Raw genomic sequence first — 13,921 nt, forward strand, 5'->3', positions numbered from 1 at the left:
GAATCAACGACTCACAGCAATCGCCTGGTCACTCATGATACGCGGAGTCAGGAAGACCAGCAGCTCGGATTTTTTCTCTTGTAATGCATCGCGTCGAAACAGCCGCCCAACATACGGCAGATCACCGAAAAATGGCACCTTGTCGACCACATTGTTTTGCGAAGTCGAATACACCCCGCCAATAACGATCGTCTCGCCGTCGGCCACACGAACCTTGGCGTTGACCTCGTTCTTGCGGATCGGCGGAACGTTGTTCAAGGCATTGACGTAATCCGGCTCGTCCTTGGTCACCCTCACGGTCATGATCACCTTGTTGTCCGGGGTGATCTGCGGGGTGACCTCCAGCGACAGTGAAGCTTCGCGAAACGTCACCGACGTAGCGCCGCTATGGGTGGTCTCCTGGTACGGCACTTCGGTGCCCTTGATGATCCTGGCCGTTTCCTTGTCGGCCGTGACCACCTTGGGCTGCGAAATGATTTCGCCGTTGCCGCTTTTTTCCATGGCACTGAGCTCAAGGTCGAGCAGCACGCCCCCGCGCAGCAGGCCCAGGCCAATGCTGCTGCCGGCGCGTTCTACTCCGAGGTCGACGAACAGCTCCTTGCCCGGCCGGATATTTTCCCCGTACAACGGCCCGCCCCAGCGCACTCCCAGGCTCTTCTCATAATCGACGCTGGCCTCGACGATACGCGCCTCGATCGCCACCTGACGGACCGGCACGTCCAGCTGCTGCACCAACTGCCGTATCTCGGCAAGGCGGTCGGCTGGCTGGTGCGCAACCAGGGTATTGGTGCGCTCATCGACACTCAGGCTGCCACGCCCCGCAAGAATGCCGTCATCCGCAAGGCTCGCCATCAGCAAATCGGCCAGTTCAGCGGCCTTGGCGTGATAGATGGGCAGCAGTTCTCGGCGCAGCGGCTGCACTTGCGCATCCAATGACTGCCCCACACGGCTATCTGACGATTGGCCGGCAAACTCCCCCACAGGCGCGACCAACAGCACATTGCCGTCCTGGCGCCGGGCGAGGCCTTTGCTGCGCAGCACCAGGTCAAGGGCCTGGTCCCATGGCACATCCTGCAAACGCAGGGTGACACTGCCCTGCACCGAATCGCTGGCAACCAGGTTGACGCCGGCGTAGTCGGCCAGCACCTGCAGCACCGCACGCACTTCCACGTCCTGGAAGTTCAACGACATCGGCTCACCCTTATAAGGCGTCGCCGACACCAGCGGGATAGGCAGCAACGCCGCCAGTGCCCATTTCTTCACTATTTTCATCCTGATCCGGGGCCTCCTTGCCCAGGCGCCTTGCGAGGCTGACGAACGCTGTGCGCTCGTGCCACAGCCCTGCCAGGAACAGCCGTTCACGTACTTCGACATGACGCGGGTCGACCTGCGTCACCACCCCCAGGTCGCGCCCGAGGCGATCTCCCTGGCGCACGCGATAAAGCCTGCCAGCCGCCATCAGCAGCGCTTCGTGCGCGGCCCCACGTGACAGGCTGCCGACCATTTCCAGTTGCCCAAGGGGCACGCTGGCCAGCCCACTGCTAGCCATTTGCATAGCCTTGGGCGCAAATGGGTCAAGCGCAGGCGCTGGCGATGCGGCCACGGCAGGCAACTGCGCAAGTAGGCCAACAGCGGGCATAGGTGCCGATGCGTGATAGGCATCGACCTGTAACCGAAGCCGCAACAACCCAGGCTGATCATCGGCAGCCTCCAGGCGCATGTCACCGCTGCGCAGTATGCGCGTCTGGCTCAACCAGTCGTCCAGCCACACTCGCAAAGCGGCATAACGCCCCACCACCTGCAACTCCAGCGGCACTCTGCGAAAACCAGCCTGCTGCTGGTCTTCATGCACCTCAAGTCGCTCGATGAGCAAGCCCTGCGCACGGCCCGACGCCGCCAGGCGGTCCAGCAGATCGCTCATGCTCTCGCCTGCGGCCAAGTGCCAGTGCGCCTCACGCAGCCGCCGCTCGGCATCTGCCACAGCAGCCTGGAGGTGCTCCAGTTCCGCCAGCTGCGCGCTGCTGGCAGCCTGTTGCTGGTCCAGTGCGGCGTACCTGGCATGCTCCCGAGCCTGTTGCTGCAAAAGCGACGGCAGGCGGATCGCGCAACCCAGACTGAACAGCAGCACGGCCACCAGCACGGGTGCCAGCCGCCTGAGCCGGCGGGAGCCCTGTGCAACCGCCAGCCAGGCGAGCATCCGTGCTGCGGTCACGACCAGAACGCCGAAACACGCGCAGACAGCAGAAATTCATCGCCCCCCGCCAGGCTCTTGATGCGCTTGAGTTCCAGATCGATCAATACACTCGAGCGGCCAAGATCGCGCATGAACTGTGCGACAACGGCAGCGGACGGGGCCAGGCCGGTCATGTGCAGGCGGCCGTTTTCCAGGCTCAGATCGAGCAGTTGCACCCCCACTGGCAGCGCTCCCTCGAGGTCGACAAACACGCTGGCCAGGAGCCCCTGACCGCTGCGCAAGCCCTCCAGCTTGGCCACGCTGACGAGCAGCGCCGCATGTTGCGCACGGATATCGGCCAGCGGCTGCAACTGCTCGCCCAACATCCCGAGGCCTGCCTGGTGGTGTGTATTGACCAGCGCCTGTTGCTGCCCTCGCACACGGGCAAGCTGGTCGACCAGCATCACGGCGCACAAGCCCAATAGTGCAGCAGCGACCAGCTGCCTGCGAAAACGCCGCAACGCCGCCTGGCGTTGCCGCTCGCGCCAGGGCAGAAGGTTCAGCCGCATCATGGCTGCCACCCTCCAACCGAGAGGGCGCCAGCCAGCAGCATCGAGCCATCAACTTGCTCAAGACCCGCCAGACCGGGCAGCTGCCGACATGGCAGCTCAAGCTGCTCGCTCAGGCCCTGCAGCCAACCGGGATCGATCAGTGCGCTGCTGGCAACCCAAAGCCGCGCAGGCAGATACGCTTCGGCAAACAGTGCCTGCAAATGCTCTGGCAGCTGCCCGCTTGCGCGCAACTCATCCTGTGGCAATTCAACGCGCAGAAAGGCCTTGCCCGGCTGCCAGCCATAAAGGGTGACGCTACGCGTTTCGAGACGCAGCAGCGCCGATCCCTCCATACAGCCCTGTGGCAACATGCGAGAAAGGGCAATGTTGTCGACTTCAACGGCCGCCAACTCCAGGCCGGCCTCTTCAACCACCGTTGCGAGCGACGCCAACGCACTCTGCCGACAGGCCGCGACCATCACCTCGAGGCAACCTGGCTGCACGCGGGATGGCCCCAGCGCCTGAAAGTCCAGGGCCAGGTCTTCCAGCGGAAACGGAAACAGCCGTTCAGCGTCGGCCAGCAGCTGCACCTCCATCTCTGCCCCATCCCGCTCCCCGGGCAGATGACACAGCTTGCAGATGACCTGGTTGGCGGGCAGCGCCAGTGCTACCCGGCGCTGCCTGACACCGCTGCGCCGGTAGGCACGCTGCAATGCAGCGACCACCAGCCCGGACTCGCCCCGCCAATCATCGCCAAGCGGCGAATGGAGCGGCTCTTGTGCCGAACCCACTACCCGCCAGCGCCGGTTGCGCTGCTGCACTTGCAGTATCCGAACGGCGTCGGAGGCAATTTCCAACCCCACGAGTGAACCGGCATCCTTGCCAAAGCGTCCTAGCACTGCGGCCTCCTTGCTGTGCGGTGCGACCCCGCGGCAACACTGGGCCGAGGCTGCCCATCGAGGCGACGGGCAGCCTGGCCGGTAACCCGGAGAGGCGAAAAAATGCTTATAATGCCCAGCGTTTTCTGGTCCGCTGGACCTGCGTGCAATCCACTCCCAACCTGGACACCGAAAAGCCTTGATACGTCTGCTGAAGTTCTTCTGGTGGTCTTCCGTCGCAGTCATCTGCGCGCTCGTACTCGGTGTGAGCGGTGCGTTTCTGTATCTTAGCCCCAGCCTGCCCTCGGTCGAGTCCCTCAGAAGCATCCAGTTGCAGATCCCCCTCAGGGTGTACAGCAGCGATGGCAAACTGATCGCCGAATTTGGCGAAATGCGCCGCTCGCCGATCCGCTTCGCGGAAATCCCCCCACAATTCATTCAGGCACTGCTGTCAGCCGAGGACGACAATTTCCTCAACCACTATGGCGTAGACCCCAGCAGCCTGATGCGCGCCGCGACCCAGCTGGTAAAGACCGGGCACATCCAGACCGGCGGCAGCACCATCACCATGCAGGTGGCCAAGAACTTCTTCCTGACCAGCGAACGCAGCTTCTCGCGCAAGACCAACGAAATTCTGCTGGCCCTGCAGATCGAGCGCGAACTGACCAAGGACGAGATCCTTGAGCTGTATGTGAACAAGATCTACCTGGGCAACCGCGCCTACGGCATCGATGCCGCCGCGCAGGTGTACTACGGCAAGTCGATCCGCGACGTGAGCCTGGCGCAGATGGCGATGATCGCCGGCCTGCCCAAGGCACCGTCGCGTTTCAACCCGCTGGCCAACCCGGCGCGCGCCAAGGAGCGCCGCGACTGGATCCTCGGCCGCATGTACAAGCTGGGCAAGATCGACCAGGCCAGCTACCAGGCCGCACTGGCCGAACCGCTGAACGCCAGTTACCACGTGCCGACCCCGGAAGTGAACGCGCCTTACATTGCAGAAATGGCCCGCGCCGAAATGGTCGGCCGCTACGGCAGCGAGGCCTACACCGAAGGCTTCCGCGTCACCACCACAGTGCCCAGCGACATGCAGGAAATGGCCAACAAGGCCATCCTCGGCGGCCTCTCCGACTACGATGAGCGCCACGGCTATCGCGGCCCCGAAGCACGCTTCCCGGGCCGCACCCAGGCAGCCTGGCTGCAGGAACTGGGCAAGCAGCGCACCCTTGGCGGCCTGGAGCCGGCCATCGTCACCCAGGTAGAAAAAACCGGCCTCCGGGTTTTGACCCGTGACGGCCAGGAAGCCGAGGTCGCCTGGGACACCATGAAATGGGCGCGCCCGTTCATCAATACCAACTCCATGGGCCGCGCACCGCAGTCGCCGGCTGACGTGGCTCAGGTCGGTGACCTGGTGCGCCTGCAACGCCTTGAGGATGGCAAGCTCAAGTTCAGCCAGGTGCCAGGTGCACAAAGCGCCCTGGTTACCCTGGACCCTTACAATGGCGCCATCCGGGCACTGGTGGGCGGCTTCTCGTTCGAGCAAAGCAACTACAACCGTGCCATGCAGGCCAAGCGCCAGCCAGGTTCGAGTTTCAAGCCATTCATCTACAGCGCGGCCCTGGACAGCGGCTACACCGCGTCCAGCCTGGTCAACGATGCGCCGATCGTGTTCGTCGACGAGTCCGTGGATAAAGTGTGGCGGCCGAAGAACGACACCAACACCTTCCTCGGCCCGATCCGCATGCGCGAAGCGCTGTACAAGTCGCGTAACCTGGTATCGATCCGCCTGCTGCAGGCCATGGGCGTTGACCGCACCATCGACTACATCGCCAAGTTCGGCTTCAACAAGCAGGACCTGCCGCGCAACCTGTCGCTGGCCCTGGGTACCGCCACCCTTACGCCGATGGAGATCGCCACCGGCTGGAGCACCTTTGCCAATGGCGGCTACAAGATCACCCCGTACCTGATCGACCGCATCGAAAGCCGCAGCGGCGAGACTCTGTTCACCGCCAACCCGCCTCGCGTACCGCAAGGCAGCGAGGACCAGGCAGGCCTGGCTGCGCCCGAACAGCCGATCAGTACTGCTGCCCTGCCAGGCGAAGCGCCCTCGGCCTTCGGCCAGGTGGCGCCTGCACCGCAGGTGCCGGCCATCGCCGAACAGATCATCGACGGGCGCACCACCTACATTCTCACCAGCATGCTGCAGGACGTGATCAAGCGTGGTACCGGCCGCCGGGCGCTTGCCCTGGGCCGCACCGATCTGGCGGGCAAGACCGGTACCACCAACGAGTCGAAGGACGCCTGGTTCTCCGGTTACAACGCCGATTACGTGACAACCGTGTGGGTCGGTTTCGACCAGCCAGAAACCCTCGGCCGCCGCGAATACGGTGGCACCGCAGCGCTGCCGATCTGGATGAGCTTCATGGGTGCGGCGCTCAAGGACAAGCCTGCGCATGCGCCGGCAGAGCCGGAAGGCATCCTCAGCCTGCGCGTCGATCCGGTCAGCGGCCGCGCCGCCTCGCCGGGCACACCGAACGCCTACTTCGAGCTGTTCAAGGCCGAAGATTCACCGCCGTCGGTGGATGAACTGGGCAATGGTTCGGTACCGGGTAGCCCGCTGCCAGCGGATGAAGCGGCGCCGATGGATCTGTTCTAAGGCTGGATGCTGGCTAGGTGCCCGACTCTGGTTTTGCGTGGGCGCGTAAATCGAGCGCTGCGCGGGCGGCGCTCGATCTCACAGGCGCCAAAAATGCTGTGGCAAGCACCTGTTAGCCCTGACACATTCCCACCGCCCACAAAAAAGCCCCGACTCACAAGAGCCGGGGCTTCTTTATGACAGCTACAACGGCAATCAGCCGTTGAACACCTCATCCACGCTGGTCAGCGGGTAGTGCTTCGGATACGGCAGGGTAGCCACGCCGGATTCGATGGCGGCCTTGGCCACGGCGTCGGAAACGACGGTGATCAGGCGAGCGTCCAGCGGCTTCGGAATGATGTACTCACGGCCGAATTCCAGGCCGTCGACGCCGTAGGCTTCACAGACTTCTTTCGGCACCGGCAGCTTGGCCAGGTCTTTCAGGGCGATGGCGGCAGCGATCTTCATTTCTTCGTTGATGCGCTTGGCGCGAACGTCCAGGGCACCACGGAAGATGAACGGGAAGCCCAGTACGTTGTTGACCTGGTTCGGGTAGTCGGAACGACCGGTAGCCATGATCACGTCGTTGCGCGTGGCGTGGGCCAGCTCTGGCGAGATTTCCGGGTCCGGGTTCGAGCAGGCGAACACGATCGGGTTGGCAGCCATCGACTTCAGGCCTTCCGGGCTCAGCAGGTTCGGGCCGGACAGGCCTACGAACACGTCGGCGCCGTTGAGCGCGTCAGCCAGGGTACGCTTGTCGGTAGCGTGGGCGAACTGTGCCTTGTACTGGTTCAGGTCATCACGGCCAGCGTGGATCACGCCGCTGCGGTCGATCATGTAGATGTTTTCGACCTTGGCGCCCATGCTCACCAGCAGCTTCATGCAGGAGATGGCGGCAGCGCCGGCACCCAGGCAAACGATCTTCGCTTCTTCGAGCTTCTTGCCGGCGATTTCCAGGGCGTTGATCATGCCGGCCGCAGTGACGATGGCGGTGCCGTGCTGGTCATCGTGGAAGACCGGGATATCGCATTGTTCAATCAGCGTGCGCTCGATTTCAAAGCACTCAGGTGCCTTGATGTCTTCGAGGTTGATGCCACCGAAGGTGATCGAAATGCGGCGTACGGTGTCGATGAAGGCTTGCGGGCTTTCCGATTCGACTTCGATGTCGAACACATCGATACCTGCAAAACGCTTGAACAGAACACCCTTGCCTTCCATGACCGGCTTGGAAGCCAGTGGGCCGAGGTCGCCCAGACCGAGGATGGCGGTGCCATCGGAAATCACCGCAACCAGGTTGCCTTTGCCGGTGTATTTGTAAGCCAGCTCTGGATCACGGCCGATTTCACGCACAGGCTCTGCAACACCTGGGCTGTAGGCCAGGGCGAGGTCACGGGCGGTGGCGGTGGGCTTGGAAAGCTCGACGCTCAGTTTCCCCGGACGAGGTTGAGCGTGGTATTCGAGAGCGGCGGTTTTCAGGTCTGACATGGTGGGCATTCCGCTATTTACTGTTCTGACGGACCGCCGAGGATACGCAAAGAGCCGGGGAGTCACAAGACTGGTCGGTCACTTGTGTCAAGGCCTTTAGGCTACGACTTTACGCTATAACCCACGGGGGCATACGGCTCACAGTGTGTACAATCTCATAGCGAAATGTCTACATCTTTCAGCCTGAAGTTCGCTCCAACATGCTCGGATCGGTCAATGGCAACACCCAGCGCCGCTGCCCGGGCTTGAGGCCGCCCTTGCGGGAACGATCCAGCACCCAACCGCGCGCTTCGACCTGGCGTCCCTTGAGGTTATCGAAGAAGCTGGCGGGGAAGTTGCGCTGCAGACGAGCGGGAACCTGCAACACCACGCTATTGCCCAGGGTCAGCCAGACGCCGCCGCGATTGCGCTCGATGCCTTCGATACGGCCACCGATCAGGGCGAAACCTGATTGTCTGACATCACTCGCACGTACCACCGGCGAACGCCGCCACATCCCGGCCCCGGCCTTGCGCGCTGCCTGCTCGGCAAGCTGCAGGCAGCTGCTGAGGCGCACATTCGGCGCCACCGCCACGCGGTAGCCCAAGCCCTCGCTGAGCAACTGTGCTTGCAGATTGTCGCCATTGCGGCCGTAGATATGTGCCAGCGTGCGGCCGTATCTGTCTTTGCCTTCAGCACCCCGCACCAGCCCGACACGCCCGTCACTGGCCTTGACCAAGGCCTGGAGGCGACGCTTGGCAGCCTCGGCATAGGGTTCGCTGCTGCGCCCGTTACGGCCGAGTTCCGGGGCATTGATGCCGATCAGCCGGACGCTGCGGCCATCGACCAGGCGCACGGTATCGCCATCCACCACCTGGCGCACCGCCACCTGCTGCGGCCGCTCCGGCAGCGGGCAGAAGGCCAGGGCCGGGACATGCCAGATGACGCCCATAAAAAAAGCGCCCACAAGGGGCGCCTTTTTTTGCAGCAATGCGAAACCCGAGGGGTTCGCCATGCGCATGATTACTTCTTGGTACCGAACATACCGAAGCGATCGGCGAACTTCTGTACGCGACCACCGGTGTCCAGGACTTTCTGCTTACCGGTATAGAACGGGTGGCACAGGTTGCAAACGTCGATCGACAGGGTGCTGCCCAGGGTCGAACGGCTTTCGAACTTGTTGCCGCAGCTGCAGGTGACTGCAACTACTTCGTAGTTCGGGTGGATACCTTCTTTCATGGTCACTTCCTCGAGCTGCGTGCCGCCACCCAACACCAATTGTTGAATACCGCACGTAATTAGGCGGCAAATAATACCAGAGCACAGCGCCAGCGCAAGTTGTCGCTTGCACCGACCGTCGTCTGCTAGGCTCGCCAGTCCTGTAATACCCTCCGAGACTTTTCGCGTGTCCGACGTCATCCTGCGCCTTGCCCTGCCCTCCCCGTTGCGCCGCCTGTTCGACTACAAGGCGCCGGCGAGCATGGCGCGCCAGGCCCTGACCCCGGGCATGCGCATCCGCGTGCCATTCGGCCGCCGCGAAATGATCGGTGTGCTGGTGGAGGTCTGCGCACAAAGCGAAGTACCTGCCGACAAGCTGAAGCCAGCCAGCGCCCTGCTCGACCCGGTGTCGCCGATCCCACCGGCATTGTTCAAGCTTTGCCTGTGGACCGCCCAGTACTACCAGCACAGCCTGGGCGACACGCTGAGCTGGGCCTTGCCGACGTTGCTGCGCCAGGGCGAAGCCGCCGAGATGCGCCAGGAACGCTTCTGGCACATAGCACCCGGTGCCCGCCTGGAAGACCCGCGCATTGCCCGTGCGCCGCGCCAGCGCGATGCCCTGAAAACCCTGGGCCAACACCCGCATGGCGTGGCCCACAGCCTGCTGGCCAAGCTCAACCTGAACAAGGACAGCCTCGACCTGCTGCTGGCCAAGGAGCTGGTGCAGATAGAGGTCCGCCGCCACTTGCCAGCGCTACGCCATGAACACTGGCTGGCCCAGCCCGAGCTGCCGCTCAACGAAGAGCAGCAAGACGCCTTCGAGGCCGTGCGCGAAGGCTTCGGCGGCTTTGGCGCATTTCTGCTGGCCGGCGTCACCGGCAGCGGCAAGACCGAGGTGTACCTGCAACTGATCCGCGAAACCCTGGAAGCCGGCAAGCAGGCGCTGGTGCTGATCCCCGAAATCAACCTCGGCCCGCAGACCCTGGCGCGTTTCGAGCAGCGTTTCAATGCCCGCATCGCCCTGGTGCATTCAGCGGTGAGCGACCGCGAGCGCCTTGACGCCTGGCTGGCCGCACGGGACGGCGAGGCAGACATCATCATCGGCACCCGCTCGGCCCTGTTCACGCCAATGAAGAACCCTGGCCTGATCATCATCGACGAAGAGCACGACGGCTCCTATAAACAGCAGGAGGGCTTGCGCTACCACGCCCGCGACCTGGCGCTGGTACGCGCTCACCAGGAAAACATCCCGATTCTGCTCGGCTCCGCCACGCCGTCCCTGGAAACCCTGCACAACGCCCTTACTGGCCGCTACCGCCTGCTGCGCATGAACCAGCGCGCAGGCGGCGCCCGCCCGCCGCGCATGCTGCGCCTGGATGTGAAGAGCCTGCCACTGGACAGCGGCATCAGCGGCCCGCTGCAGCAGGCAATCCGCCAGACACTGGAAGCCGGCCAGCAAGTACTGGTGTTCCTCAACCGCCGCGGTTTTGCCCCCACCTTGCTGTGCCACGATTGCGGCTGGTTGTCCGAATGCCCGCGCTGCGACGCGCGCATGACCGTGCACCAGCGCTCTGCGGTGCTGCGCTGCCACCACTGCGGTTACGACGAACGCCTGCCGCACCAGTGCCCGAAATGCAACCACGTTGACCTGCGCCCGGTCGGCGCTGGCACCGAGCGGGCCGAGGAACGCCTGAAGGTGCTGTTCCCGGACTACCCGATCCTGCGGGTGGACCGCGACAGCACCTCGCGCAAGGACGCCATGCACAACCTGTTCAGCACCATCCAGCGCGGCCAGCCAAGCATCCTGGTTGGCACCCAGATGCTTGCCAAGGGCCACCACTTTCCGCGGGTAACCCTGGTGGCCATCCTCGATGCCGATGGCGGGCTGTTCTCCGGCGATTTTCGCGCCAGCGAACGCATGGCGCAGCTGATCGTGCAGGTGGCCGGACGTGCCGGGCGTGCCGAAGAGCCCGGCAAGGTCATCATCCAGACCCACCTGTCCGACCATCCGCTGCTGGTACAACTTACCGAACAAGGCTATTTCGCCTTTGCCGAGCAGGCCCTGGACGAACGCCGGGCAGCAGGGCTGCCGCCCTACTCCCACCTGGCTTTGCTACGTGCCGAAGCGCACAAGCCGGGGCAAGCCGAAGGCTTCCTCGACGAGGCTTGCGCCGCTGCCGAACGCCTGGTGGCCGAACAGCGCCTGCCGGGCGTCGAGCTGCTGGGGCCGGTGCCCGCCCCCATGGAACGGCGCGCCGGGCGCTTCCGCGCGCAACTATTGATACAGGCCAACACCCGGGCGCCTTTGCATCGACTGATCAGCGCGTGGTTGTTAGTGTTGGAGCAGTTGCCGAGCGGGCGGCAGGTACGTTGGTCGCTGGATGTCGACCCGGTCGACCTCTACTGAGCTTGCGGCTTGCAGCTCAAAGGTTGGCAACCCGCTCCCAGCCACGGATAATGCCCAGTTTTTCCACCTGCGCATCCAGGCGCTCACCGCGCTTGCGGTCGAAAAGAGATCCCCATGAAAGACACCATTCGCCAGCTGATCCAGCAAGCCCTCACCCAACTCGTCAACGACGGTGTGCTGCCTGACGGGCTGTCGCCGGCGATCCAGGTGGAAAACGCCCGGGACAAGACCCACGGCGATTTCGCCAGCAACATCGCCATGATGCTGGCCAAGCCGGCCGGCATGAAGCCACGCGACCTCGCCGAAAAACTGATCAACGCACTGCCGGCCAGCGCCGACATCAGCAAGGTGGAAATCGCCGGCCCCGGCTTCCTGAACTTCTTCCAGAACACCGACGCCCTGGCCAGCCGCCTGGATGCCGCCCTGGCCGATGCCCACCTGGGCGCGCGCAAGGCCGGCCCTGTGCAAAAGGTGGTGATCGACATGTCGGCACCCAACCTGGCCAAGGAAATGCACGTTGGCCACCTGCGCTCGACCATCATCGGTGACAGTGTGGCGCGGGTGCTCGAGTTTCTCGGCGACAACGTGATCCGCCAGAACCACGTGGGCGACTGGGGTACCCAGTTCGGCATGCTGATGGCCTACCTGCAGGAAAACCCGATCACCAGCGACGAGCTGTCGGACCTGGAAAACTTCTACCGCGCCGCCAAGAAGCGCTTCGACGAGTCCGAAGAGTTCGCCACCCGCGCGCGCGGCCTGGTGGTCAAGCTGCAAGCCGGCGACCCGGAGTGCCTGGCCCTGTGGACGCGTTTCAAGGACATCTCGCTGTCCCACTGCCAGAAGACCTACGAGCTGCTCAACGTCAAACTGACCATGGCCGACGTGATGGGCGAAAGCGCCTACAACGACGACCTGGCCAATGTGGTTGCCGACCTCAAGGCCAAAGGCCTGCTGGTCGAGGACCAAGGCGCCCAGTGCGTGTTCCTCGACGAGTTCAAGAACAGCGAAGGCGAGCCCCTGCCGGTGATCGTGCAGAAGGCCGACGGCGGCTACCTGTACGCCACCACCGACCTGGCAGCCGTACGCTACCGCAGCAACGTGCTCAAGGCTGACCGCGCCCTGTACTTCGTCGACCAGCGCCAGGCCCTGCACTTCAACCAGGTGTTCGAAGTGGCGCGCCGCGCAGGCTTTGTCGGCCACCCGATGCAGATGGAGCACATGGGCTTCGGCACCATGAACGGCGCCGACGGCCGCCCGTTCAAGACCCGTGACGGCGGCACCGTGAAGCTGATCGACCTGCTCACCGAGGCCAAGGAGCGCGCCTACGCGCTGGTCAAGGAAAAGAACCCGAGCCTGGCCGACGAAGACCTGCGCCACATCGGCGAAGTGGTGGGCATCGGCGCAGTGAAATACGCCGACCTGTCCAAGCACCGCACCAGCGACTACAGCTTCAACTTCGAGCTGATGCTCAACTTCGAAGGCAACACCGCCCCTTACCTGCTGTACGCCTACACCCGCGTAGCCGGTGTGTTCCGCAAGCTGGGCAAGGGCTTTGACGAAGTCGACGGCAGCATCGTGCTGCAGGCCCCGCACGAGCAGGACCTGGCCGCGCGCCTGGCGCAGTTCGGCGAGGTCCTGAACAGCGTCGCCGAAAAAGGCACCCCGCACGTCCTGTGCAGCTACCTGTACGACCTGGCCGGGCTGTTCTCCAGCTTCTACGAGAACTGCCCGATCCTCGCCGCCGAAACCCCGCAGCAGCAGCAGAGCCGCCTGCGCCTGGCGGCCCTGACTGGCCGCACCCTCAAACAAGGTCTGGAACTGCTCGGCCTGGAAACCCTGGAGCGCATGTAAGTTGGCTGCCAAGAAAAAACCTGCCCCAAAACGCGGCGCCAGCCGCCAGACGGCGCCGGCCAAACAGCCCATCCCAGGCTGGGTATGGCTGGCGGTCGGCCTGACCGTAGGCGCGTTCATCGTATTCCTGATGAAGCTCGAGCCCGGTGGCGACGACATCAAGCGCGCCAAGCCCGAGCAGCAGAAGCCGGAGAAAGTGGCCGAAGCCAGCAAGCCAGGGCAGGCCACCCCGCAACAGCCGGTGAAGCCGAAGTACGACTTCTATACCCTGCTGCCGGAGTCCGAGGTGATCGTACCGCCCGAGGCGGTGCCCGAGAAAACGCCACCCGTGCCAGCCCAGCCGGTAACCCCGGTGACACAGGCAGAAGCGGCGAAGATCGACACTGCAAGGGCGCAGGCGGCACTGCTGGGCCAAACCCCGCCACCGGCACCACCGGTGATCAAGCCGGCGGCGACTACCCAGTTCTTCCTGCAGGCCGGCTCGTTCCGCAAACAGGCGGACGCCGACAAAGTGCGCGCGCAGATCATTCTGCTTGGGCAGTCGGTGAAGGTGGAATCGGGTACGGTCAAGGATGAAACCTGGTACCGCGTGCTTGTCGGGCCGTTCAGCAACCGTGAACAGCTGACCGGCGCGCAGAAACAGCTGGCCGGAGCAGGCTTCAGCAACCTCTTGCTGCAACAGCGCCAAACCCGCCAGTAACCTGCACACAGGGGGCGCTTTGCGCCCCCTGTCACGTCACGAAGCCC

General features: G+C 63.9%; 11 protein-coding genes. 4 read left to right on the forward strand and 7 right to left on the reverse strand.

Translation table 11 applies throughout. The features are described from left to right. Positions 1–3: 3 nt before the first annotated feature. Genes AC5O5R_RS25515 through pilM form a run of 4 tightly spaced genes read right to left on the reverse strand, consistent with a single transcriptional unit; the run spans position 4 to position 3,623 of the window. Positions 4–1,272: a type IV pilus secretin PilQ gene (locus AC5O5R_RS25515; RefSeq protein WP_172228887.1), complete on the reverse strand. Its 1,269-nt coding sequence runs from the start codon at positions 1,270–1,272 to the stop codon at positions 4–6. Next, on the reverse strand, positions 1,202–2,197 hold the full coding sequence (locus AC5O5R_RS25520; RefSeq protein ID WP_172228895.1) for a pilus assembly protein PilP: 996 nt from the start codon (positions 2,195–2,197) through the stop codon (positions 1,202–1,204). The genes AC5O5R_RS25515 and AC5O5R_RS25520 overlap by 71 nt, the downstream gene beginning before the upstream one ends. An 11-nt stretch (positions 2,198–2,208) precedes the next feature. Beyond that, entirely contained in the window at positions 2,209–2,745 is a 537-nt protein-coding gene (locus AC5O5R_RS25525; RefSeq protein ID WP_172228885.1) for a PilN domain-containing protein, read from the reverse strand. After that, positions 2,742–3,623 (reverse strand): type IV pilus biogenesis protein PilM, encoded by an 882-nt coding sequence (gene pilM / locus AC5O5R_RS25530; RefSeq protein ID WP_494514819.1) that lies wholly within the window; start codon positions 3,621–3,623, stop codon positions 2,742–2,744. Before pilM ends, AC5O5R_RS25525 begins: the two co-directional genes overlap by 4 nt. A gap of 181 nt (positions 3,624–3,804) precedes the next feature. On the opposite strand from pilM, the gene AC5O5R_RS25535 reads away from it, so the two are divergent. Next, positions 3,805–6,255, forward strand: coding sequence for a penicillin-binding protein 1A (locus AC5O5R_RS25535; protein ID WP_494512792.1), 2,451 nt, complete (start codon positions 3,805–3,807; stop codon positions 6,253–6,255). Positions 6,256–6,450: 195 nt separating this feature from the next. Here AC5O5R_RS25535 and AC5O5R_RS25540 read toward each other — a convergent pair whose 3' ends face one another. The 3 genes from AC5O5R_RS25540 to rpmE all read right to left on the reverse strand — a co-directional run bounded on the left by AC5O5R_RS25540 (position 6,451) and on the right by rpmE (position 8,937). Further along, positions 6,451–7,719, reverse strand: a complete 1,269-nt coding sequence (locus AC5O5R_RS25540; RefSeq protein WP_172226107.1) for a malic enzyme-like NAD(P)-binding protein — start codon at positions 7,717–7,719, stop codon at positions 6,451–6,453. A gap of 178 nt (positions 7,720–7,897) precedes the next feature. Next, on the reverse strand, positions 7,898–8,719 hold the full coding sequence (locus AC5O5R_RS25545) for a thermonuclease family protein (protein WP_494511795.1): 822 nt from the start codon (positions 8,717–8,719) through the stop codon (positions 7,898–7,900). A 2-nt stretch (positions 8,720–8,721) separates the two neighbouring features. Continuing rightward, positions 8,722–8,937: a 50S ribosomal protein L31 gene (rpmE, locus tag AC5O5R_RS25550; protein WP_172226101.1), complete on the reverse strand. Its 216-nt coding sequence runs from the start codon at positions 8,935–8,937 to the stop codon at positions 8,722–8,724. 166 nt (positions 8,938–9,103) lie between these two features. Here rpmE and AC5O5R_RS25555 point away from each other — a divergent pair, with 166 nt between their 5' ends. The 3 genes from AC5O5R_RS25555 to AC5O5R_RS25565 all read left to right on the forward strand — a co-directional run bounded on the left by AC5O5R_RS25555 (position 9,104) and on the right by AC5O5R_RS25565 (position 13,874). Then, entirely contained in the window at positions 9,104–11,323 is a 2,220-nt protein-coding gene (locus AC5O5R_RS25555) for a primosomal protein N' (RefSeq protein WP_172226098.1), read from the forward strand. Between the two features lie 114 nt (positions 11,324–11,437). Continuing rightward, positions 11,438–13,174, forward strand: coding sequence for an arginine--tRNA ligase (argS, locus tag AC5O5R_RS25560; protein WP_494511796.1), 1,737 nt, complete (start codon positions 11,438–11,440; stop codon positions 13,172–13,174). Between the two features lies 1 nt (position 13,175). Further along, positions 13,176–13,874: an SPOR domain-containing protein gene (locus AC5O5R_RS25565; protein ID WP_172226092.1), complete on the forward strand. Its 699-nt coding sequence runs from the start codon at positions 13,176–13,178 to the stop codon at positions 13,872–13,874. Positions 13,875–13,921 lie beyond the last annotated feature (47 nt).

Source organism: Pseudomonas sp. 8_5_2 (assembly GCF_059295255.1).

Excerpts from the sequence above, each read along its gene's own strand:
- AC5O5R_RS25515 (WP_172228887.1), bottom strand. The coding sequence starts at position 1,272 with ATGAAAATAGTGAAGAAATGGGCACTGGCGGCGTTGCTGCCTATCCCG.
- AC5O5R_RS25520 (WP_172228895.1), bottom strand. The coding sequence starts at position 2,197 with ATGCTCGCCTGGCTGGCGGTTGCACAGGGCTCCCGCCGGCTCAGGCGG.
- AC5O5R_RS25525 (WP_172228885.1), bottom strand. The coding sequence starts at position 2,745 with ATGATGCGGCTGAACCTTCTGCCCTGGCGCGAGCGGCAACGCCAGGCG.
- AC5O5R_RS25540 (WP_172226107.1), bottom strand. The coding sequence starts at position 7,719 with ATGTCAGACCTGAAAACCGCCGCTCTCGAATACCACGCTCAACCTCGT.
- AC5O5R_RS25545 (WP_494511795.1), bottom strand. The coding sequence starts at position 8,719 with ATGCGCATGGCGAACCCCTCGGGTTTCGCATTGCTGCAAAAAAAGGCG.
- rpmE (WP_172226101.1), bottom strand. The coding sequence starts at position 8,937 with ATGAAAGAAGGTATCCACCCGAACTACGAAGTAGTTGCAGTCACCTGC.
- argS (WP_494511796.1), top strand. The coding sequence starts at position 11,438 with ATGAAAGACACCATTCGCCAGCTGATCCAGCAAGCCCTCACCCAACTC.